The 22,652-nt window shown below is 46.7% G+C and carries 17 protein-coding genes; 8 read left to right on the top strand and 9 right to left on the bottom strand.

All coding sequences use genetic code 11. From position 1 onward, the window contains the following. The first annotated feature begins 116 nt into the window (after positions 1 to 116). A complete protein-coding gene (locus tag H6F56_RS05225; RefSeq protein WP_190665778.1) occupies positions 117 to 1,733 on the top strand; it encodes a cation:proton antiporter in 1,617 nt (538 codons plus the stop codon). Between the two features lie 6 nt (positions 1,734 to 1,739). Here H6F56_RS05225 and H6F56_RS05220 read toward each other — a convergent pair whose 3' ends face one another. The 7 genes from H6F56_RS05220 to H6F56_RS05190 all read right to left on the bottom strand — a co-directional run bounded on the left by H6F56_RS05220 (position 1,740) and on the right by H6F56_RS05190 (position 9,158). Continuing rightward, entirely contained in the window at positions 1,740 to 2,315 is a 576-nt protein-coding gene (locus tag H6F56_RS05220; protein WP_190665777.1) for a DUF3124 domain-containing protein, read from the bottom strand. A gap of 5 nt (positions 2,316 to 2,320) precedes the next feature. Further along, complete coding sequence (locus tag H6F56_RS05215) at positions 2,321 to 2,998, bottom strand: potassium channel family protein (protein WP_190665776.1); 678 nt, start codon at positions 2,996 to 2,998, stop codon at positions 2,321 to 2,323. Between the two features lie 117 nt (positions 2,999 to 3,115). After that, positions 3,116 to 3,595 (bottom strand): ureidoglycolate lyase, encoded by a 480-nt coding sequence (locus H6F56_RS05210; protein WP_190665775.1) that lies wholly within the window; start codon positions 3,593 to 3,595, stop codon positions 3,116 to 3,118. A gap of 159 nt (positions 3,596 to 3,754) precedes the next feature. Beyond that, positions 3,755 to 6,658, bottom strand: a complete 2,904-nt coding sequence (gene clpB, locus H6F56_RS05205) for an ATP-dependent chaperone ClpB (protein ID WP_190665774.1) — start codon at positions 6,656 to 6,658, stop codon at positions 3,755 to 3,757. A 92-nt stretch (positions 6,659 to 6,750) separates the two neighbouring features. Further along, positions 6,751 to 8,379 carry an iron uptake porin gene (locus H6F56_RS05200; protein ID WP_309236442.1) on the bottom strand — a complete coding sequence of 543 codons (1,629 nt, stop codon included), beginning with the start codon at positions 8,377 to 8,379 and terminating at the stop codon, positions 6,751 to 6,753. A 140-nt stretch (positions 8,380 to 8,519) separates the two neighbouring features. Then, complete coding sequence (gloA, locus tag H6F56_RS05195; protein ID WP_190665773.1) at positions 8,520 to 8,960, bottom strand: lactoylglutathione lyase; 441 nt, start codon at positions 8,958 to 8,960, stop codon at positions 8,520 to 8,522. Between the two features lie 33 nt (positions 8,961 to 8,993). Further along, positions 8,994 to 9,158, bottom strand: a complete 165-nt coding sequence (locus H6F56_RS05190) for a hypothetical protein (protein ID WP_190665772.1) — start codon at positions 9,156 to 9,158, stop codon at positions 8,994 to 8,996. 90 nt (positions 9,159 to 9,248) lie between these two features. Between H6F56_RS05190 and eno the strand changes: the two genes are divergently transcribed. Continuing rightward, on the top strand, positions 9,249 to 10,538 hold the full coding sequence (eno, locus tag H6F56_RS05185) for a phosphopyruvate hydratase (protein ID WP_190665771.1): 1,290 nt from the start codon (positions 9,249 to 9,251) through the stop codon (positions 10,536 to 10,538). Positions 10,539 to 10,654: 116 nt separating this feature from the next. Here eno and H6F56_RS05180 read toward each other — a convergent pair whose 3' ends face one another. Then, entirely contained in the window at positions 10,655 to 11,482 is an 828-nt protein-coding gene (locus H6F56_RS05180) for a PHP domain-containing protein (protein WP_190665770.1), read from the bottom strand. Positions 11,483 to 11,698: 216 nt separating this feature from the next. On the opposite strand from H6F56_RS05180, the gene H6F56_RS05175 reads away from it, so the two are divergent. The 3 genes from H6F56_RS05175 (at position 11,699) to H6F56_RS05165 (ending at position 13,997) form a co-directional block, all read left to right on the top strand. Further along, positions 11,699 to 12,283: a TetR/AcrR family transcriptional regulator gene (locus tag H6F56_RS05175; protein ID WP_190665769.1), complete on the top strand. Its 585-nt coding sequence runs from the start codon at positions 11,699 to 11,701 to the stop codon at positions 12,281 to 12,283. Between the two features lie 147 nt (positions 12,284 to 12,430). After that, positions 12,431 to 12,772, top strand: a complete 342-nt coding sequence (gene trxA / locus H6F56_RS05170; protein WP_190665768.1) for a thioredoxin — start codon at positions 12,431 to 12,433, stop codon at positions 12,770 to 12,772. A 127-nt stretch (positions 12,773 to 12,899) separates the two neighbouring features. After that, positions 12,900 to 13,997: an alkene reductase gene (locus H6F56_RS05165; RefSeq protein WP_190665767.1), complete on the top strand. Its 1,098-nt coding sequence runs from the start codon at positions 12,900 to 12,902 to the stop codon at positions 13,995 to 13,997. A 193-nt stretch (positions 13,998 to 14,190) separates the two neighbouring features. On the opposite strand, the gene H6F56_RS05160 is transcribed toward H6F56_RS05165, so the two are convergent. After that, the gene (locus tag H6F56_RS05160) at positions 14,191 to 16,062 is read right to left on the bottom strand and encodes a protein-arginine deiminase family protein (RefSeq protein WP_190665766.1); all 1,872 of its coding nucleotides are present in this window, start codon (positions 16,060 to 16,062) and stop codon (positions 14,191 to 14,193) included. Positions 16,063 to 16,363: 301 nt separating this feature from the next. Here H6F56_RS05160 and gatA point away from each other — a divergent pair, with 301 nt between their 5' ends. The 3 genes from gatA (at position 16,364) to H6F56_RS05145 (ending at position 22,588) form a co-directional block, all read left to right on the top strand. Next, a complete protein-coding gene (gene gatA / locus H6F56_RS05155; RefSeq protein WP_190665765.1) occupies positions 16,364 to 17,824 on the top strand; it encodes an Asp-tRNA(Asn)/Glu-tRNA(Gln) amidotransferase subunit GatA in 1,461 nt (486 codons plus the stop codon). Between the two features lie 82 nt (positions 17,825 to 17,906). Beyond that, complete coding sequence (locus tag H6F56_RS05150; RefSeq protein ID WP_190665764.1) at positions 17,907 to 18,806, top strand: alpha/beta hydrolase; 900 nt, start codon at positions 17,907 to 17,909, stop codon at positions 18,804 to 18,806. A gap of 152 nt (positions 18,807 to 18,958) precedes the next feature. After that, on the top strand, positions 18,959 to 22,588 hold the full coding sequence (locus H6F56_RS05145) for a DNA polymerase III subunit alpha (protein ID WP_190665763.1): 3,630 nt from the start codon (positions 18,959 to 18,961) through the stop codon (positions 22,586 to 22,588). Positions 22,589 to 22,652: the final 64 nt, after the last annotated feature.

Here is a 22,652-nt window from a genome sequence, read left to right as displayed (position 1 = left end):
TTTAAATATGGAGTTTCAGCTTATCAAAAAAGCTGAAGTTGAGAGCTAAAGAGGCTTTTCATGGCTAATCTATAACCTTACCAAGCGTTTGGGGTTTATTTCAAGTGACACAAATCATGCCATGCCATTTAGGGCAGTTACTCCTAGCCAACCTAGATGCCGCAGTTAGCAACAGTCAGGAAAATGTTGCTGAATTAGTTATTACTCTAATCATTTTGCTCTTGGGTGCTACCGGCGTTGCCCTTCTAACACGCCGGTTTCGTCTTCCCTACGTTACGGGTTTAGTATTAGCCGGCTTAGCTGTTACTGATTTGCTACCCCGCCGTACTGGACTAGATCCGTCCCTAGTGTTGAATCTTTTCCTGCCTATTCTCATCTTTGAAGCCGGCATCAATACAGATATTAGCCGTCTCCGCAGCACCTTTAAACCAATTGCTCTCCTAGCTGTGCCAGGATCTGCGATCTCATCAGGTATTATTGCTATTCTATTGAAATTTGGCCTCGGACTCGCTTGGATACCCGCGATACTTCTAGGAGTCATTTTGGCAAACACTGATACAGTTTCAATGATTGCCATTTTTAAAGAAATGCCTGTCCCCTCAAGACTTTCGACAATTGTTGAAGGAGAAACCTTATTCAATGATGCCACAGCCCTAGTTTTGTTTAACCTAGTTTTACAAGTTTATTCAACCGGCTCACTGACATTTCTAGAAGGAGTCCAAGGGTTTTTATTTATCGCTATCGGAGGCATCATTATAGGGTTAATCTTAGGTTATTTGAGTATCCCTATATTTGCTCGCTTAGATGACCCCCTAAGCAGTCTTTTACTAACAGTTGCCGTTGCCTTAGGAACTTTTCAGGTCGGCCAATCTCTCGGTGTTTCCGGTGCTGTCGCAGTCGTTGTGGCTGGATTAATTTTTGGGAATCTGGGGCTTTCTCGTACCACTTCTGCTTCAACTCGCATTACCTTATTAAGCTTTTGGGAATATGCAAGTTTTAGCGTCAACACCTTTATTTTTCTGCTGATTGGTGTAGAAATAGATTTAATCACGCTCTGGAACGCGTTACCAGCTGTTTTACTTGCTGTTTTGGCTTTTCAAGCTGGTCGTATTCTCTCAGTTTATCCGCTGCTGGCAGGGATTCGTTGGATAGATCGCCCAATTCCCCTACCCTGGCAACATTTACTCTTTCTAGGTAATATTAAAGGTTCGCTTTCAATGGCTTTGGCATTAAGCTTACCCACCACACTACCAGGGCGTGAAGGTTTTATCGCTATAATTTACGGCTGTGTGTTACTGTCCTTAGTCGGACAGGGTTCAAGCTTGCCTTGGGTAGTAAAACGCTTAAATTTATCTAAGTTTTCAGAAGCAAAGCAGCAGATTGAAGAATTGCAAGCTCAGTTAATCACGTCTAAGGCAGCACAAGATGAATTAGACACCTTGTTGAAGTCAGGAGTATTGCCAAAATCTGTTTATGAAGAGATGCGCTCAGCTTATCAAGTGCGGGTAGCCGGCGCGGAAAAATCGCTACGGGAAATTTACAATCGCCGCCCAGATGAGTTTGATAACAAAAGTGGTGAAATTGGGAAACTTGATGCTATTCGTCGGCGTTTATTGCTAGCAGAGAAAGCAGCACTCAACGAAGCAATCCGCACGCGAATTCTTTCAGAAGAAATTGTGCGAGGCCGGCTAACAAAACTAGATGAGCAGTTACTTATATTAGAAGATGATTGATAATTTTTAGGAATTATCTTTTGGTGGGTAAAGCTTAGAATTTTTTTGAGTTTTAATCACCCGGCCAGAACTCACAAAAGAAATTCCTTGAGTTGATTCAGCTCCTATCATCACGGCTTCAATTACAGGCCCAGATACTTCTTTTTCAGCTATCCACTCCACGATAAAGTTAGCTCCTACACCTCCAGTGGTGTCAGTTCTACGAACAACAAAATCTGTAGATGCCATCGCATTGAGTTGAATGGGTTTCTCTAAATATTGCTTAACTAATTTACCGTTTGAATCATAATATTGGACGGAAGTGATAATGATAGGATTGATAAAATCTGTGTTACGAAGACTGAGAGTTGCAGCTAAATTAAGAACTTTATGCTGATCTTCATAATAAATATGCGAATACACAGGAACATATAAAGTTTCACCGGCAGCTATTTTTATATTTTCATCCAAAGTAACTATCTGGAGTTGAGATTGAGTTGAATTATCAGGATTGGTTGCTTGCTTGGTTGAAATATTAAGCGAGTTGCAAGAAGAAAGCAAAACAACAAAAATCAATACCAAAAAAGTTAGGAATCGCTTCATTAAAGTTATTTACATCCTTCAAAGAAATCAATAACTTGATGTAATGACCCTGGCTTAGTTACAATCAGCACAGTTGAACCTGGTTCTAGTACGGTACTGCCGTTAGGAATCATCAAATTTTCTTGGGGATGGGGTTGATAGCCAATAATCAGGGAGCCGGTAGGGAATCGAGAATCTTGAGCAATTTCAGCAACGCTACGACCAACAACATAGCAATTGTTGGGGATAGGAAGTTTTAAAACCTCAATTTGTCCCTGCTCAAAATGCATCATTGATTCAACTTGAGGGTATTCAATAGCATTAACCATTGTTGAAACCCCTAGCTCAACGGTACTGATAATATGGGTAGCTCCAGCTAGACGAAGCGGGGGAGCAAAATCAGGATGACGCAATCGAGTCAAAATGTGGGAAACTCCGTAATGTTTGGCAAGCGTCACCATTGCTAGATTTAAGGCATCGTTTCGCAGAACTGCTGCTAAGGAGTCGGCTTTACGAATTCCAGCTTCTAGCAGCACTTCCGTACTAACAGCACTACCTTCAAAAGCCATTGCTCCCACTTGTTCGCGGACATACCGGCAAGCGTTAGGATCGATGTCAATGACGGCAACAGTATGCCCAAGTTCTACCAATTTTTGCGCCAAAGTTAACCCCACTAAGCCGGCTCCGCCAATTAGCACGTACATGGTTGTTTTCTCATACGCTTAAACTTCCAACTTTACTTTACAAGCTAGCAAGGCTGTCTGCCGAGGGTAGCGAAAAATTAAAATTTTGCTTTAAAAAGTCTGTCGGCTTCCAGCCAGTTAAACCATTTCTAACTCAACACGATAAGTTTCCAGTAAATTACAAGTGTCGTGATCGTTAATATTCGTGTCACTGAGTTCCAAATTGTAAAAATCGACAAATTCATGGTCGAAATAAGGGCCGGCGTGCCAAGTCCCCAAGTGTAATTTAATAAAACAATTACCGGGAATCCGAAAAGCCGCAATTTCTTCTAACACGGGCTTGTCACGAGCTGCCGGCGGTGCAACTGCCATCAACCACTCTTTCCCTTCCAAAGCACCCAAACATTGAGTGCAGTTAAGATGGCGAGTAATTTTGTGAAATTTCCGGCCTTTTTCACCCAGTCGCATGATATAAAATCGGGGAATTCCACGATCAAGTATCAATTGAGCGTCTTCTGAATTATAGGTTTCACCGTCTTTACTAGCGTAGATTACTTGGCCGTAAGGCTGAAAGTTTGCCGGTGTAATCCAATTTGCTTTTAACTGTTGAACGAGCATTTGTTAATTGGGGAATGGGGCAGGGCTGCGCCAACCTAAAGGTATGGGCATTGGGCATTGGGTATTGGGCATGGGGAATGGGGCAATATAAATTGATATTTCTTGCCCCTCGCCCCTTCGTGACAAGGGTGTAAAGTTAATGCCTAAATGCCTTATGCCTCACTCAATTTTTTCACCTTTCACTTCTACTAATTGAATAGAGGCAGGTGAATCATCAACAAATGCCGGCCCCACCGACTTAGGAAGCGGTTCAGCAACCGGCTTAGAAACTGGTTCAGCAGCAATCGGCTCAACAACTGGCTTAGCAACTGGCTCAACAACTGGCTCTGAAGTCGGCTCAGTAACCGGCTCATCACTCCCCGGCATTTTATGAGTAAAAGTTAAAGTTCGATCCACACAATTAATCACAATTGTGTCGCCGGCAACAAAGGTATTTTCCAACAGCTTTGTCGCAATTGGATTTTCCACCTCTCGCTGAATTGCTCGCTTCAGAGGACGTGCACCATACACCGGATCGTAGCCGGCATCTGCTAGATAATCTTGGGCGGCGCTCATCAAGTGGAAGCTAATTTTTTGATCCGCCAAAAGTTGCTCAATGCGTTTAATTTGAATGCCGACAATTTGACGCAATTCTGCGCGGTTAAGGGGATGGAACAGGATAATATCATCAACCCGATTCAAAAATTCTGGGCGAAAATGACCGCGCAATGACTGCATTACGCCTTTCCGCATCTCCTCCTCTGGATCTTGATTTTTAGATTTGGACTTTTTGGGATTTTGGATCGATAACTTTTCCTGACGCCCGTTTTCTGCCTGTTGCTTTTCTCCCAGCGCCTCGAAAATGCGATCGCTGCCGATGTTACTCGTCATCACAATCACTGTATTGCGAAAATCTACGAGCCGGCCTTGAGAATCCGTAATTCGCCCATCATCCAACACCTGCAACAAAATATTAAACACATCGGGGTGAGCCTTCTCCACCTCATCCAGCAGCAGTACCGAATAAGGATGCCGGCGAATTGCTTCCGAAAGTTGACCCCCTTCTTCATAACCTACATATCCCGGAGGCGCACCCACCAAGCGTGAAACCGCGTGCTTCTCCATGTACTCCGACATATCAATCCGCACAAGGGATTCTTCGCTATCAAAAAGAGACTGGGCTAATGCCCTTGCTAGCTCGGTTTTACCCACCCCCGTTGGCCCCATAAACAAGAAGGAACCAATCGGACGACCGGGATCTTTCATGCCGGAACGAGCGCGACGAATTGCCGCTGAAACAGCTTCTACGGCTTCCTGCTGCCCGATTACCCGCTGGTGCAATTGAGATTCTAATTGCAGCAATTTCCGCCGTTCCGACTCTAGCAGCCGATTAACGGGAATGCCGGTCCATTTTGCGACAATTTCCGCAATATCGGCTTCTGTGACTTGTTCCCGTAGCAGCGTCGAGCCTTGAGATTGCAGTTTCAACAGTTCCGCTTCCTTGGCTTCACGATCTCGCTGCAAAACCTCTAAGCGCCCATATTTTAGCTGCGCGGCTGTATTGAGATCATAATTACGCTCTGCCCGTTCTATTTTCACCCGGAGCTGATCTTCTTCTTCCTTCAGAGTGTTGATTGCTTGCAAAATCTGCTTCTCGCCTTGCCACTGGGAATTCAGGTGCTGCTGTTTTGCTTTTAAATTGGTAATTTCTCGTTCGATACGCTCCAACCGCTCACCGGCACTTCGACTTCTCTGCTCACCGGCTGCTCGGCTTGCCTGCTCTGCTTCTAGGGAAAGTTTTTCCATCTGTAGTTGCATGAGCCGGCGATCTACACCTTCGAGTTCTTCTGGTTTCGAGGTGATTTCCATCTTCAACTTCGCCGCCGCCTCATCCACCAAGTCAATCGCTTTATCGGGCAAAAATCGGTCAGCAATATAGCGTGCAGACAGGGTGGCAGCCGCAACCAGAGCGGAGTCGAGGATTTTTACTTGATGGTGAATTTCATAACGCTCTTTCAGTCCCCGCAGGATAGAAATCGTATCTTCGACGGTGGGTTGATCGACTAATACCTGTTGAAACCGGCGCTCTAGGGCGGCATCTTTTTCGATATATTTGCGGTATTCATCCAGGGTTGTTGCCCCAATGCAGCGCAATTCTCCGCGTGCCAGCATCGGTTTGAGCAAGTTGCCGGCATCCATCGAACCTTGACTATTTGCGCCGGCACCGACAACCGTGTGCAACTCATCAATAAACAGCACAATTAGCCCGTCAGATCCCATGACTTCCCGCAGCACCGCTCGCAGGCGCTCCTCAAATTCCCCCCGGTATTTTGCGCCGGCAATCAAGCTGCCCATATCCAGAGCGATCAGCCGCCGATTTTTCAAAGATTCCGGTACATCGCCGTTAATAATTCGTTGGGCTAACGCTTCTGCAATGGCCGTTTTTCCTACCCCAGGCTCTCCAATTAGCACCGGGTTATTCTTCATGCGGCGAGAAAGAACTTGGATAACGCGGCGAATTTCTTCATCCCGCCCAATAACGGGGTCAAGCTTGCCACCTTTTGCCTGTTCTGTCAAGTCTCGCCCGTATTTTTCCAGAGCTTCGTAACTGTTTTCCGGGGTTTGATCTTGAACCTTAGCGGTGCCTCGGGTTGCTTTAATCGCCGTTTCCAGCGATGCGCGGTCGCAATTGAAAGTTTTCAGCAGCCGCCGGCCTACACGCTCGTCATCGGCTAAGCTCAGCAGTATATGTTCAATCGAGATATACTCATCCTGCAAAGCTTGGCGAGCCTCTTCAGCTTTGTCTAATAAGATGTCTAAGCCGCGTCCCAAGTACAGTTGCTCAACTTTAGCGACCTTTGGCTGGCGCTGAGCAAAAGCTTTTAATTGCTGTACCAGTTGCTCAGTATTGACGCCGGCGCGACTCAAAATCCGAGGTGCAAGTCCTTCGGGTTGTTCCAGTAGTGCAGTGACGACGTGCTCTACCTCCAGCTGCTGATTCTGGAAGCGACGGGCAACTTCTTGGGATTTAACAACGGCTTCCCAGGCTTTATCGGTAAATTTTGTCGAATCAGTTGGCTGCATTATTTGTCAGGCTCAGAGGTCAGAGGTCAATTGTCAGGTTCTATTGAGATCGCTCAGCATTCGGTTACAAAGGGACAACGGACTGTAGACAACTAAAACGAAATCACGGTGCGAAGTGCGAATTGCCAAGTTAATCCGTTATCGCTGTCATTGTCAGCATTCCACGCCGCTAGCAAAGCTGGGGTCACACTAATATTGTCACTCAGCAAGAGATTGTAAAACGCCTCAAAATTAGTTTGTGTTGCATCACCGACACTGCCGGTAATAAATGGCTGGCCGATCGCTACACCGGCAAGCGTTCCCGGAAGCGGCGCATTCCGCAGCGTCACCCCCACCGCCCAAGTCCAGGGATGTGCATCCAAGTCTCTGTCGAGTTCGGTATTAAAGCCGGTGTAGCTGCTAAAACCGAGGCGACCAAACACAGCAAGTTGAGAGTTGTAAGCCCATTCTCCATTAACGCCAAACGCATTAATATCGGTGTTATTAATTGCAGCACTGGTGTATTGCAACCGCACAGCTAAACTTGGGTTAGGGGAGTATTGTAGCTCGAGGCTGCCTTGGTTGCGATCTTCAAAAAACCCCCCATCTGCCGCGTCTGGATCGCCGGCATCTGTGGCAATGTAGAGGGCATTCACACGAAAAGGAGTGCCTTTAAGGTTCCAATTAATCGCCGCACCGGCACCCCCAGGCCGGTCAATCTGATTCTGTACAATTAAAGGATTATTCAGAAAAAAGCTGGAATTAAAATCAACGGCTTCATTATTGGCAAATCGGTTGCGATCAATAAAATCTCTGGGCGACATTTTTGCGCCAACCGTCAGAGAAACATTTGACAAAGGCTCAAATGTGAAGTAAAGCTTGCGTAAGCGGACAGATTCATCTACCCCGACATAATCAAGTCCGCCGGCACCCGCAAACGAGCCGGTGCTGCCCAGCAAATTTAGCCCCTCATTTTGAGCACGGCTGATGGCATCTCCTCCCCCGGAACCCATTTCTAACTGAGTGGTTAAAAAACCGCCGGTTTCTCGCCAGTCGGTGAGCAGGTTCAGCCGCAACCGAGAGACTACTGTTGCGGCAGCATCCCTGCCAAACGTTGGCGTTGAAATAAATTCACCCGCCATCTTAGTCGTAGCGGAAACCCGGCGTTCCTCAAGTTCTGTTGTCCGCGCGGTAATATTATCCAAGCGGTTTCGCAGTTGGGCTAAAGCCTGGGCAAAGTCTCTTTGCAGTCTTTCCAGCGTCACGATGTCTTCTTGCAGCACCTCTTGCTCAGAGACAAGCAGGGGTTTAATCTTCTCCAGCACAGCCTCTAAAGCCGCCGCAAATTCATATCGCGTCATCGATTGATTGCCACGAAACGTCGCGTCAGGATAACCCAAGCTGATGCCGTAGCGCTCAATCAAGGATTTCAAAGCCTGATAAGCCCAATCTGTCGGTTGAACGTCAGCTAGCTGCTCTACAGAAGTGACTTGGGCCATCGATTCCTGATCTGCACTCTCAATGAGAGCCGGCATTTGGGAATTTGGAAATTCAGAGGTGGGAATTTCTTCATTTACCGGCCCGCTTTCTTTAATTTCAAAAGAAATAGACTCAGCAACAGTTGGGATAGATTGTAAACCGGCTTTTTTCACCGGCACAGCAGATTCTGCAAATGCCGGCAGCATCTGACTCAGCATGACGACTACTCCCAGAGAGGGGAGCTGCCAATCAGCGTGTTTCACATTGTACTCCTCACACTAAAGCGGTCTTTTGCCTGTCGCTCTTATTTAACCTAGGGGGCATGGGGCAAGGCTTCGCCAACCTAAAGGTATGGGGATTGGGGATTGGGCATTTTCACTCCCTACCCTAGTCCCTTTAGCTCCTAGCCCAGGCTTGCCGGCTGTGGTGTGGCTTCTTCTTGCTTGCCGGCTGAGCTATGGCTGCTTAGCTGGATGAGTTCGACTTTGTAACCATCTGGATCTTCAATAAAGGCAATGACTGTAGAACCATGCTTCATTGGCCCAGGTTCGCGGGTGACTTTCCCTCCGCCGGCTTTGATTTGCTCGCAGGTGGCGTAAATGTCATCCACGCCCAGTGCAATATGACCGTAGGCGTCGCCTAAGTTATACTGCTCAACGCCCCAGTTATGAGTCAATTCCAAGACGGCTGTGTCAGACTCATCGCCGTAGCCGACAAAGGCGAGGGTAAATTTGCCGCCCGGATAGTCTTTTTGGCGCAGTAACTTCATGCCTAAGACGTTGCAGTAGAAGTCGAGGGATTTTTCTAGGTTGCCGACTCTCAGCATTGTGTGTAGCAATCGCATGGCCAACTCCAAATTTGTTAACTATGTCCCATTCTACCGGCACGCCACCGGCTCTATGGCAGATCGCCAATTCAGGCCGGTTGGTAAAAATAAAGACCGGCAAAATTCATAGACTTCTTTAATATCAACCAACAGAAGTCTATTTAGTCGGTATTCTAACGATTGGGCAAAAAGATTGTTGAAGCTTGCTAAAGACACGGATTTCGCCCAAAAAGACTCCACCAGCGCTCATTCGGGTGCAAATTGGAGTTTCAATGATTACCAGGTTATGGAGTGAGAGTGCTGAACATGGAAGATACCGCGATTATCAAAATTGAGGCCCGCGAAATTCTCGACTCGCGCGGACGCCCCACGATTGAAGCCGAAGTTTACCTGGCTGGCGGCTATGCAGGATTAGCCCAAGTGCCCAGCGGTGCCTCCACCGGCACGTTTGAAGCCCATGAACTGCGGGATGGAGATGCCCGACGTTACGGCGGCAAAGGTGTAATGAAAGCCGTTGATAATGTGAAGCACAAAATTGAAGCCAGCCTCTTGGAACTTGATGTGCTTGACCAAGTGGCCCTCGACTATGCGATGATTCAGCTCGATGGATCTCCCAATAAATCGAACCTGGGAGCGAACGCAATTTTAGCGGTTTCTCTGGCGGCAGCCAAAGCCGGCGCGAATGCTTTGGGATTGCCGCTTTACCGCTATCTGGGCAGTCCCCTGTCTAATGTGCTGCCGGTGCCGCTGATGAATGTGATCAACGGCGGAGCACACGCAGACAATAATGTGGATTTTCAGGAATTCATGATCGTGCCGGTGGGTGCGCCATCTTTTCGGGAAGCCCTACGCTGGGGAGCTGAGGTGTTTGAGGCTTTAGCGAAGGTTTTGAAAGATAAAGGGTTACTCACCGGGGTGGGGGATGAAGGCGGCTTTGCGCCGAATTTAGAGTCCAATCAGGCGGCTTTAGAGTTGCTGATGGCGGCGATTGAAAAGGCCGGCTACAAACCGGGTGAGCAAGTGGCCTTAGCGATGGACGTGGCGGCCAGCGAGTTTTACAAAGATGGCCAGTACACTTACGATGGTGCGGCTCATTCGCCGGCAGAATTTATCGATTATCTCGGTAAATTGGTAGACCAATACCCGATTGTTTCCATTGAGGATGGACTGCACGAGGAAGACTGGGAAAACTGGACGCTTCTGACGCAAAAGTTAGGCAGTCGCATTCAACTCATCGGTGATGACTTGTTTGTTACCAACCGCGAACGGTTACAAAAAGGCATTGATACGGGTGCCGGCAACTCGATTTTGATTAAGCTCAATCAAATCGGCTCATTAACGGAAACCTTGGAAACCATCGAACTTGCCACGCGCAAAGGCTTTCGTTCGATCATCAGTCACCGTTCTGGGGAAACTGAAGATACAACCATTGCCGATTTAGCCGTCGCCACTCGTGCCGGCCAAATTAAAACCGGCTCTTTGTGTCGCAGTGAACGGGTTGCCAAATACAACCGCTTGTTGCGAATCGAAGATGAATTAGGCGAACGCGCCCTTTATGCCGGCGTTGCCGGTTTAGGGCCAAGCGGCTCCAAGTAGCATCATAGGACTTAGGCATTTGTCTCCCCAGTTTAAGAGGGGGAGATGGGGCGAGGGGGAGATGGGGTGAAATAAATGCCCCATGCCCCATGCCCCATGCCCCATGCCCCATGCCCCTAATCCCTTAAATCAAGCGCGGCTTGTTTAATCGGTTCCAACAAATCCAGCGGCAAATTGAGCATATTCAGGCGGATGGCCTCTTTTCCTTTCAAATCACAAGGGCCATGATAATCACTGCCGCCGGTCATCAGTAAATTATGCTCAGCACAGAGTTTCTTTAAATTATCAACTTGTGAGGGAGAGTGGGTAGGATGGTAAACTTCAACCCCCATCAAACCGGCTGCCACCATCTCCTCTAACACCGGCTCAACTGTACCGCCTCGGAATAAATAGGGATGTGCCCACACCGGCACCCCTCCGCTGCGGCGTAACAAAGCAATGCCTTCAACGATTGAAAACTTTTCATACTCAACGCAAGCCGGTTTACCATCAGCCAGCCAACGATCAAACGCCTCACGACTCGAGTGCACGTAGCCGGCATTTACCATTGCTGTTGCAATATGAGGGCGTCCTGGTGCCATTCCCTCTCCCATATCCGGCAACTCGATGTGATAGCCTAATTCAGCTAACTTCTCCACCATTTGGGCGGCGCGGCGTTTCCGTCCTTCCACACGATCCTGCAGATCACCCCGTAACTTTTTGGCATCTGGATAAAAGCCCAAAATGTGCAGAGAACGGTCATTGTGAACCGTGCTTAATTCTACTCCGGGTACAATTTCTAAAGAATGCGGCTGGGCAGCAGCCAACGCTTCATCCCAACCCGATACCGTATCGTGATCGGTAATTGCTAGCGCAACCACTCCAGCTTTCACCGCAGCAGCAACAAGTTCTCCAGGTGTGAGTGTGCCGTCAGAATAGGTTGTGTGACAATGCAGTTCAATCATTTCTTAATTATTGCAAAATATCGCCCGCTTCGGATATCCTCACCCCAGTTTTAGCAAACACAACAACTCCCACACCGGCAAGATTTTCTCATAACTGCTGAAACCGTCTTTAATTTCCTCATCTCTTAAGGGCGGTAAACCCGGCTAAATCAGCAACGATACAGATAGCACCCCTAATCCTTGACATTTATAGACGACCAGTCTACTATATTAAACATGGGCAAAGAAACAACCAAAACAACGCTTCTTGAGATCGGCACACGGATCATTCTAGAAAAAGGCTTTAACCACACCGGCATTCAGGAGATTTTGCAAACAGCCGGCGTGCCGAAAGGCTCGTTCTACTATTACTTCAAAAGCAAAGAAGATTTTGGTCTTCAAGTGCTTGAGAACTACGCGCAAGCTTATCAGGCCACTTTAGAACGCTGTTTGGAAGATCAAACCCTGACACCACTTTCGCGCCTGCGCCGGCACTTCGAGGAAAGCTGTAAGCGCTTCGAGTCTCGGCAGTGCCGTAACGGTTGTCTAATTGGTAATTTAAGCCAAGAACTTGCCGATCAAAGCGAAATTTTTCGCTCACGACTGGAAGAAATTCTCAGTCATTGGCGAGAGCGCTTTGCCAAATGCTTGTACGAAGCTCAAGAAGCCGGTGAAATCCCTTCTGATCTTAACCCTCACGACTTAGCAGAATTCCTGTTAAACAGTTGGGAAGGAGCGATTCTCCGAGCCAAAGTTACCAAAACTATCGCTCCCTTAGAAGCTTTCATCCAGATTGTGTTTGAATCAACTCTCAAAGGTTGACTGATTAATTATGAAATCAGTCAAAACTTTACTTGAAAAATTTGTAGTAGACTGGTCTAATTTTATGCAAACTTGATTGATCTTGTAAATCTTGAACCTGGCTGTTTTAATTTTCCAAATTTCATTACTATGAACGGAGTAAAAATCATGGCAGGCAATAGCAAATCGATTAAACTCACAGACGAAAACTTCCAAAGTGAAGTGATCGAAAGCCAAGAACTCACTTTAGTAGATTTCTGGGCACCTTGGTGCGGCCCATGCCGGCTCATAGGACCCACCATTGAAACAATGGCTACCCGATTTGCCGGCCAAGCCAAAGTGGGAAAATTGAATGTTGACGAGTCCGAGAAGATTGCCAATGATTATGAAATCCGCTCAATTCCAACACTTGTTTTTTTCAAAAATGGCTTAGTTGCTGATCGGATGGTTGGTGTAGTAACAGAACAAGCCCTGGCTGCAAAACTAAATGCGTTGATCGAGAAAAACTAGACAACCGATGAAGAAGTCGCCTAAACTTATTCTGTTTAAAAAAAAGCAGCCAGAAAGCAGCCAGACTTAGAAGATTAGGCGATTTAGAAACAAGCCTGAATACTGTTAATTAATGGAGACTGAACCCATGAGTACAAACGTTAATCTACTCTCACCTATTCAAGTTGGCGCATACACACTACCGAACCGGCTCGTGATGGCACCCCTGACGCGCAACCGTGCCGGTGATGGCAATGTGCCAGGGCCAATGAATGTAACCTATTATGTACAAAGAGCATCAGCCGGCCTGATCATCTCCGAGGCAACCCAAGTTTCGCCACAAGGACAGGGGTATCCACTCACGCCAGGAATTCACTCATCCGAACAGGTAGAAGGATGGCGGCTGGTGACAGATGAAGTTCATAAACATGGCGGGCGAATCTTTTTGCAACTGTGGCACGTTGGGCGCATTTCTCACCCATTGCTGCAACCTGATGCAGCGCTGCCGGTTGCCCCTTCCGCCGTCAAACCAGCCGGTGAGGCAATGACTTTTTCAGGATCGCAGCCGTTTGTCACACCTCGCGCTTTAGAAATAGACGAGATACCAGGAATTATTGAGCAGTATCGCCAAGGCGCTGAAAATGCTCTCGCTGCCGGCTTTGATGGCGTTGAGATCCACGGTGCAAATGGCTATTTGCTGGATCAATTCCTTCGCGATGGCACAAACAAGCGCACAGATGAATATGGCGGTTCTATTGAAAATCGCGCCCGTCTACAGTTGGAAGTCACAGAAGCCGTTGTGAAGGTGTGGGGGGCGAATCGTGTCGGAATTCGACTTTCACCCAGCAGTACCTTCAACGATATGCACGACTCGAATCCAGAGGCAACCTTTGGCTATTTAGTAGAGGCATTGAATCGTTTTAATTTGGCTTATCTCCACTTAATCGAGGGCACTGAATCCGATACCCGGCATGGAGGAAAGGTTGTCCCCACAAGCTATTTCCGCTCGATTTACAAAGGCATTTTGATGACAAATGGCGGCTTCGATCAGCAAGCAGCAGATGAACTGATTGCTGCCGGCGGCGCTGACTTGATTTCATTCGGCAGACTCTTCATTGCAAATCCCGATTTGCCTGAACGCTTCCGGTTAAACGCATCTTTAAACGAGCCAGATCCGTCAACTTTCTATGGCGGCACAGAAAAAGGGTATATCGATTATCCGGCACTCGCATTACAAGCCGGTTAATTAACCTGGTGCAAAAACCCCAAAATCTCAAAATAGTTGGCGATAGTCTACATCTGCGGATGCCCTACAGTAGACTATTGCCAACTTCTGTTTATACTTGCCGGCACTAATAAAGCAAAAAAACTCCTTCGCATAAAATCAACAAAATCCACTTAAGGAGTGCCGGCATTTAACATCATCGGCACTCCCAAAATTAACGCTGAGACAGCCAAGCCGGCAAAGTAGACCAAAACGGCGTATCTAAGCCTTTGCGCCGCGTATTTGTCGCACAGTGCGTATTGCCCCTGAGTTCTTGATAATACAAATCTTCCAAAAAATAAACTTTAAGCGCAGAACGCGCTACGCGTTGGCGAAATGCCTCCTGAGTGTAATCTCTGCCATTAACAATCGCCCCGCGTGGATTTGACGCCATAATCTGACCATTCACCGCCACCGAATTCACCATATTAGGCCACCAAGAATAGCCACCATAACCATACATTGCAGGAATGCGAACAATCTGGTCGTCTGAGAGATTAAATTCCTGTTTCAGCTTGGCGATAATTGGGTTAAGATGCTGACTTTGTAGCTTGAGATTGTGTTCGATTAAATTCTTGTTATTGAGCGCTCCACTCACCGTTGTTTGCGTACTCAAACCGCGATTCATGAGTTCATTTCCATAGCCTTTACTGTTGAGTTCTTTGAGCAAATTTACACCTTCCTCTGGGCTAACAATCATCATCAGAGGTTTTCCAGACGGTGTAGGAATAAAACTAATAATTTCGTCAACATGGCGGATCATTAACCAAGACGTATCGATATCCACCGGCGGCCCTTGAATTTCCTGGGCAGTTAAGAAATCCACCACCTCTGGATGAAAGGCGACAGTGCCGGCATTGCCATAATAAATTCGCCCGTGGGGATAGCCAGGAATGGGAGGTGTTACCTCCAAGTTGCCGAACCAATCTGTCCACTGATTAAGAGCGTCCAAGCGTCGGGGTTTTCCCATTTCAAACCAACCGAAATCACGACTGAGCAAGGATCGCGGATAATAGTCCATGCTCCCGCCTCGATTTCCGTTAAGCACAACGTTAAAATTTTGTAGGGACGACTGTTTGGGGAATTGAACATAGCCAATTTCCATTGTGTCTTGCTTCCAAGCCGTACCACCGGCAATAACATTAACCTTAGCGCCGGTCGCTTCAACGCCGGTTTTAAGCTGAGAAATAAATTCACGATTGCCGATGCCGCGATCACTGACATATAATTCAGTAACTTTTGCGGTATTTGGCAACATAATCCACGGTGCTACGCGCATTTGGATGGAATCTTCAGCAACGACTTTGCCTTTGTTTGTAGCTACCGTTTTTAAGTTGACTAAACCGTTCCAGTTGCGGTTGGCAAATTGTTTTGCCTCAACCCCAAGTAAAATATCACTGCTGTAGGTGATAGGCTTTGATCCGTTTAAATCTACCGGCTGCCATCCTTTATCAGTTTTTTGAAAAATATTGATATAGGGACGGGCTTTTTCGTCGGCAACCAGTAACAATTGACTGTCGGCAAAGTCTTCGCCTAACTTTAAGTGGATTTTGGCCAGATCCTCTACATCGTTGTCGCCGTTAACGATATTATCTTGCCAATCAGGGATTGCGTTGCGGTCATCATCGTCGTTGTTAAATAACATGAGCGCACCGGCATCCCAAGACCAAGGTTGCCGAATCCTGAAGTCATTGTCGTCCACCTTTCCATCACGGTTAGTGTCGCCGTAAACACTAAAGCTGTTTCGCTCAATGCGAGTTTCTGTCGTTTGCAGCGCTTGTGAAAGCGTTTGATAGGGCTGCAACAGACTCTTCGGTTGGGGCGATTTCGAGTATAAAGCGTAATCTAACCCGTAAGCGCATCGATTGGTCTGGGGGCGGGCACTGCCTTGGCTGTTTTGAGGAACAGACTTAGTAGATGACGACACTACGCTCGATGAACAAGATTCGGGGGGGGCAATGGATAGGGGAGTGTACATTAACTCCATGCTGCCTACCATGCCTAATGCACTCGTTATGGCGATTACCCAAGACCGCAGCCGGTGCATAGTTTATCCTCACACACAGAACACATAGATACTCAGAAAAGAGATTGTACTAAATCTCTTGTTGACTGTAGATGCAATTAACCCTTTTTGAACCTTAATTGTCAAAAATCTGCCTGAAAATGAGTCGATGCCGGCCTTTTTTTCTTTGATGGGAGTTTTTAACAAAAATTTAACAGAGTGTGATATAGAAAGACGCATTGTCTTGCCGGCAGCAGCCTTTAGTCAAAAGCGCTGTGCAGCAGGTACAGATTGCCAGCTATATTGGCTAAGGGTCTGAAAGTTGAGTCAGTGAAGGTACAACATGGCATCCATCCGCGAGTTGCACAAACAACTTGTCCGCAAAGAACGCTCTGCTGTGGAAATTACCAAGGAAGCCTTGGATCGCATTACGCAGCTGGAGCCGAAACTCCATAGCTTCCTGTGCGTGACGGAGGAAAAAGCTTTGGAGCAGGCTCGCCAGGTGGATGCAAAAATAGCCGCCGGCGAGCAAATTGGGCTGTTAGCCGGCATCCCAATTGCGATTAAAGACAATATGTGTACGCAGGGGATTCCCACCACCTGCGGTTCGCGAATTCTAGAAAACTTTGTGCCGCCCTACGAGTCTACCGTGACGCAAAAACTGGCAGACGCCGGCGCGGTGATGGTGGGCAAAACTAACATGGATGAGTTTGCGATGGGCAGTTCTACGGAGACTTCTGCCTATCAGCAAACATCTAACCCGTGGGATTTAGAACGCGTTCCCGGTGGATCATCTGGAGGTTCAGCCGCAGCGGTAGCCGCAGACGAGTGCGTGGTGGCCACCGGCTCAGATACCGGCGGTTCAATCCGGCAACCGGCTGCTTTTTGCGGGGTGGTGGGAATGAAACCGACTTACGGGTTGGTTTCTCGTTATGGCTTGGTGGCTTATGCGTCTTCCCTGGATCAAATTGGGCCATTTGGCCGAAGCGTGGAAGATGCGGCGATTTTGCTGAATGGGATGGCCGGCTACGATCCGAAAGATTCCACCAGTCTAAACGTCCCGATCCCCAACTACGTGAAAGCCCTGCAACCCAACTTAAGGCCCAGAGGTCAGCGCCGAATTGGGGTGATTAAAGAAACCTTTGGGGAAGGTTTAGACCCGGTGGTGGAAAGGGCTGTGACGAAAGCCATTGAGCAACTGCAACATTTAGGCGCGGAAATTCAAGTGATTTCCTGCCCGCGATTCCGCTATGGGTTGCCCACTTATTACATCATCGCGCCTTCGGAAGCATCGGCCAATCTCGCCCGTTACGATGGCGTTAAATATGGCTTGCGGGTGCCAGATGCGGATAATCTACTCTCGATGTATGCTCAAACTCGCGCCCAAGGCTTTGGGACAGAAGTGAAGCGCCGAATTATGATTGGCACCTATGCGCTGTCTGCCGGCTATTACGATGCCTACTATCTCAAAGCTCAAAAAGTCCGCACGCTGATTAAACAAGACTTTGATCGCGCGTTTGCTCAAGTGGATGTGCTGGTAACGCCAACCGCACCTTCAACGGCATTTAAGGCGGGTGAAAAAACTGACGATCCCATCAGTATGTACCTGTCGGATTTGATGACGATCCCAGTGAATTTGGCGGGGTTGCCGGCATTAAGTTTACCGTGCGGTTTTGATGATGATGGTATGCCCATTGGCTTGCAACTGATTGGTAATGCCTTGCAAGAACCGACGCTGTTTGAAGTAGCCTACGCCTACGAACAAAGCACGGAATGGCATCTACGGAAGCCGGTGTTGGACTAGGAACAAAGGGCGAGGGGCGCAATGTATTGCGCCCATAATTTTCTGTTTTCGATGTTTTGCGTCCGATGTCATTTCGTTTCTGATGCCCACTTCTGTGCGATTGTTTATCAAGTTTCTCCAAACTCTTATGGCGGTGTTGATCATCGCATACGCAGGGGCTTGCCTGTACCTGTGGCTGCGGCAAACGCGATTTATCTTTTTTCCTTCAGCGGTGATAGAAAAGACGCCGGCAGCTTTGCAAATGGCCTATGAAGATGTCTGGCTGCCGGTGAAATCTGGTGCCGGCACAGTTGAACGCATACATGGGTGGTGGATACCGGCTGCCGGTGATGCTGCCGGCGTTGTGCTATATCTGCATGGCAATGGTATTAATGTTGGCGCGAATGTCAATCATGCCAATCGCTTTCACCAGATGGGTTTCAGTGTGCTGCTGATTGATTATCGGGGATATGGTCTCAGTAAAGGTAGTTTTCCCTCGGAAGCCCAGGTTTATCAAGATGTGGAAACGGCTTGGAATTACTTGGTGAATGAAAGGAGGGTGAATCCTAGGGAAATTTTCCTCTATGGACATTCTCTCGGAGGTGCCATAGGAATTGAGCTAGCGACGCGGCATCCAGATGCCGGTGCGTTAATTGTGGAAGGCTCGTTTACTTCGATGCGGGCGATGGTAGATTATCGCTACGGGGTGTTTCGGGTGTTTCCGGTGGATTTGTTACTGCATCAGCAGTTTAATTCGATTGCTAAGGTGGGAAAATTGCAGATGCCGGTGCTGTTTATTCACGGCACATCGGATGAGGTGACCCCATACACAATGAGCCAACAGCTATTTGCGGCTGCAAATGAACCGAAACAGCTATTTTTGGTGCCGGCAGGCGATCACAACAATGTGGCCACAATTAGCGGCGATCCCTATATTCAAACGGTTCGCCGGTTTATTGAACAGGCGAAAGCCCGACAGCAGCAAGAGCCGGTGAAACCTTAAGCTACATAATTTAACAGCATTAAGTAAGCGCTTTATCTACAATTAAAACCATGTATTGTCCGACCAGCACGCTGCCAGCTCATCTGGTAACGCTTTGCCATTCAATCTGCCTAAATCTGATTAAAATATAAAATTTAAAATCGGGAGTATTTATGTCTTTTGTCGGTTTGCATATTCACAGTGATTATAGCTTGCTCGATGGTGCTAGCCAGTTGCCCCAGTTAATAGATAGAGCACTTGAATTAGGAATGCCGGCGATTGCCCTCACCGATCACGGCGTGATGTATGGCGCGATTGAGTTAATCAAAGTCTGTCGCGGCAAAAATATTAAGCCAATTATTGGCAATGAAATGTATGTGATCAACGAACCGCTAGACACACCGAAGCGATGCCGGAAATATCACCAAGTTGTTTTAGCAAAAAATACTCAAGGTTATAAAAATTTAGTTAAAATTACAACAATTTCTCACCTTCAAGGATTTCAAGGAAAAGGAATTTTTGCCCGTCCTTGTATTAATAAAGACTTATTGGAAAAATACCATGAAGGTTTAATTGTCACCAGTGCTTGTTTAGGTGGCGAAGTGCCGCAAGCAATTCTCCAAGGCCGGCTTGATATCGCTCGGAGTGTTGCCAAGTGGTATAAAGAGGTATTTGGGGAAGATTACTATCTAGAAATTCAAGATCACGGTTCTCCAGAAGACCGAATTGTTAATGTTGAAATTGTCAAAATTTCGCGAGAGTTAGATATAAAAATTGTTGCGACCAATGACTCGCACTTTATTTCTTGCTACGACGTTGAAGCTCACGATGCGCTGCTTTGTATTCAAACCGGCAGGAAAATTATCGAAGACAAACGCCTGCGCTACAGTGGCACAGAATATCTAAAATCCGCTGAAGAAATGGCAATGCTATTTCGCGATCATCTGCCCGATGAGGTGATTAAAGAAGCGATTGCCAACACCTTAGAAGTTGCCGAAAAAGTTGACCCATATAACATTATGGGTGAGCCTCGCCTTCCTAACTATCCTATTCCTCCAGAACACACCGCTGATACTTATGTGGAGGAGAAAACTTGGGAAGGACTGCGAGAACGCATGGGCGCTAAATCCAACGCTGAAATTAAGCCGGTTTATAAAGAACGGCTAGAGTATGAGTTGAAAATGCTCCAAAAAATGGGATTTTCAACTTATTTTTTAGTGGTTTGGGATTATATTAAATTTGCCAGAGATCGGGGAATTCCGGTTGGCCCTGGAAGAGGAAGTGCGGCAGGTTCTCTGGTAGCCTATGCCTTAAGAATTACAAACATTGATCCGGTGCATCACGGATTGCTATTCGAGCGATTTTTGAACCCGGAACGTAAATCTATGCCAGATATTGATACAGATTTCTGCATCGAAAGACGAGATGAAGTGATTCAATACGTCACAGAGAAATATGGCGCAGATCGGGTGGCGCAAATTATTACATTTAACCGCATGACATCTAAAGCTGTCTTGAAAGATGTCGGGAGAGTATTAGGAATTCCCTACGGAGATACAGACAGAATGGCTAAGTTAATTCCGGTGGCGCGGGGTAAGCCAGAAAAGCTTAAGGTGATGATTTCAGATCGCACCCCGGCACCAGAATTTAAAGAAGCTTATGAAAATGCTGTTTATGAAATTCAAGAAACCGGAAATCAAGTAACGGCGCGTCAGTGGCTTGATATGGCGATCCGCATTGAAGGAACGAATAAAACCTTTGGAGTTCATGCTGCCGGTGTGGTGATTTCCTCTGAACCCTTAGATGAAATTGTCCCGCTACAAAAGAATAATGATGGATCGGTGATTACTCAGTATTTCATGGAAGATTTGGATTCACTCGGACTGTTGAAAATGGACTTTCTCGGTCTGAAAAATTTAACGATGATCCAAAAAGCTGTCGATTTGATTAAGAAAACACAGAATATTGATCTTGATCCCGATCAGTTACCCCGTGAAGAAAGAAAATTTCAGCAAATATTCTCTAAAGGAGAAACTCGAAAAATTCCCCAAGATATTCTGAAGACTTATAAAACTTTAGAACAAGGAGAACTGGAAGGAATTTTTCAATTAGAATCATCGGGAATGCGACAGGTTGTGAGAGACTTAAAGCCATCTAGTATTGAAGATATTTCTTCAATTTTAGCGCTTTACCGGCCAGGGCCACTCGATGCCGGTTTGATTCCTAAATTTATTGATCGCAAGCATGGGCGAGAAGAGATTCAATATGAGCATCATTTATTAGAACCCATCCTGCAAGAAACTTATGCAGTGCTGGTTTATCAAGAGCAAATTATGAAAGTTGCTCAAGATTTAGCCGGCTATTCTTTGGGGCAAGCTGACTTATTGCGCCGCGCGATGGGGAAAAAGAAGGCAGAGGAAATGCAGAAGCAGCGAGAAACTTTTATTGATGGGGCAACCAAGAAGGGAATTAAAGCTAGAATTGCCGAACAATTGTTCGATCAAATGCTTAAGTTCGCTGAATATTGCTTTAATAAATCCCATTCAACTGCCTATGCTTATGTTACCTATCAAACGGCTTATTTAAAAGCTAATTTTAAAGTTGAATACATGGCAGCGCTGCTGACGGCAAACAGCGGAGATCAAGATAAAGTGAAAAAATACTTGGCAAATTGTGCAAGTATGAATATTGCTGTGGAACCGCCCGATGTTAATCGCTCTGAGATGGAATTTACGCCGGCACAAGGAAAGATTTTGTTCGGACTCTCGGCAGTGAAAAGCGTAGGAGAGGGGGCGATTAAGTATATATTAGAAGCGCGGGAACGGGGAGGGGCGTTTAAATCCTTAGCTGATCTGTGTGATCGCGTCGATCAGCGCACGGTTAACAGCCGCGCTTTAGAAGCCTTAATTAAATGTGGGGCTTTTGACAATATTAACCCAAACCGGCAGCAATTAGTTGAAGACATGAAGCTGGTGATGGCTTGGGCACAAGATCGCGCCAAAGATCGAGATAGTGGACAGGGCAATTTATTCGATCTTTTGGGAACGGTAGCAACTGATAACGGATTTGAATCCGCGCCCAAAGCGCCGCCGGTTCCTAATTACAGTCAGAAGGAAAAGTTGCAATTTGAAAAAGAATTGCTAGGCTTATATGTATCCGATCATCCCCTTAAAGCTGCTCTAAAAGCTGGCCAAAAACTTGATCCTGCTCCAATTACGCTTGGTCAACTTGAGGAAAAGCGAGGGAAAAAAGTCAGTGTGATTGTGATGCTAACAGAAGTTAAAAAGATTACGACAAAAAAAGACAATCGCATGATGGCATTTCTGCAATTAGAAGATTTGGAAGGTCAAGCAGAAGCCGTGGTTTTTCCAGATACTTATGAACAAATTCATTCATTCTTAAGTGTAGAAAACCCCTTAGTTTTATTCGGAAAAGTCGAGCGCAAGGATAAGGACGAGAAACCCCAGCTAATTGTTGATAAAGCAGAGCCTGTTAAGGAAGACTTAGAGCCTGTTGGAGAGGAGGAAGAATCGATGGTGCCGGATCAAATCGTGATGCTAGAACTAACGTTAGATCAAGTGAAAGAAACTCAAAAATTAGATAACTTAAAAGTAATTTGGGGGGATTACTCAGGGGAAACCAACAAGGAAAATGTGCCGGTGATAGCAATGATAATATCTGGAGAACGGCGTAAATTCGTTCGTTTTGGCCCAGAATTTCGAGTGCAAGATTGCGAATTATTTATCAAGAGGCTTCAGGATGCTGGGTTCACAGCCAGCGTGAATTCTGTGAATTGTAATTGACACCGAGCTGGCTTCATAACTATAGTGACGTATAGCCTCTACTCACACATCTAAATGTAACTCG

Source organism: Microcoleus sp. FACHB-672, assembly GCF_014695725.1.
Lineage (GTDB): Bacteria > Cyanobacteriota > Cyanobacteriia > Cyanobacteriales > Oscillatoriaceae > FACHB-68.
Note: the sequence above shows the minus strand (reverse complement) of the source record. Positions and strands in the feature narration are given on the sequence as shown.

Coding starts and splice junctions, on each gene's coding strand:
- H6F56_RS05160 (WP_190665766.1), bottom strand. CDS start 16,062: ATGCACCGGCTGCGGTCTTGGGTAATCGCCATAACGAGTGCATTAGGC.
- H6F56_RS05165 (WP_190665767.1), top strand. CDS start 12,900: ATGAGTACAAACGTTAATCTACTCTCACCTATTCAAGTTGGCGCATAC.
- H6F56_RS05180 (WP_190665770.1), bottom strand. CDS start 11,482: ATGATTGAACTGCATTGTCACACAACCTATTCTGACGGCACACTCACA.
- H6F56_RS05175 (WP_190665769.1), top strand. CDS start 11,699: ATGGGCAAAGAAACAACCAAAACAACGCTTCTTGAGATCGGCACACGG.
- H6F56_RS05210 (WP_190665775.1), bottom strand. CDS start 3,595: ATGCTCGTTCAACAGTTAAAAGCAAATTGGATTACACCGGCAAACTTT.
- gloA (WP_190665773.1), bottom strand. CDS start 8,960: ATGCGATTGCTACACACAATGCTGAGAGTCGGCAACCTAGAAAAATCC.
- H6F56_RS05145 (WP_190665763.1), top strand. CDS start 18,959: ATGTCTTTTGTCGGTTTGCATATTCACAGTGATTATAGCTTGCTCGAT.
- clpB (WP_190665774.1), bottom strand. CDS start 6,658: ATGCAGCCAACTGATTCGACAAAATTTACCGATAAAGCCTGGGAAGCC.
- H6F56_RS05220 (WP_190665777.1), bottom strand. CDS start 2,315: ATGAAGCGATTCCTAACTTTTTTGGTATTGATTTTTGTTGTTTTGCTT.
- H6F56_RS05225 (WP_190665778.1), top strand. CDS start 117: ATGCCATGCCATTTAGGGCAGTTACTCCTAGCCAACCTAGATGCCGCA.
- H6F56_RS05150 (WP_190665764.1), top strand. CDS start 17,907: ATGCCCACTTCTGTGCGATTGTTTATCAAGTTTCTCCAAACTCTTATG.
- gatA (WP_190665765.1), top strand. CDS start 16,364: ATGGCATCCATCCGCGAGTTGCACAAACAACTTGTCCGCAAAGAACGC.
- trxA (WP_190665768.1), top strand. CDS start 12,431: ATGGCAGGCAATAGCAAATCGATTAAACTCACAGACGAAAACTTCCAA.
- eno (WP_190665771.1), top strand. CDS start 9,249: ATGGAAGATACCGCGATTATCAAAATTGAGGCCCGCGAAATTCTCGAC.
- H6F56_RS05215 (WP_190665776.1), bottom strand. CDS start 2,998: ATGTACGTGCTAATTGGCGGAGCCGGCTTAGTGGGGTTAACTTTGGCG.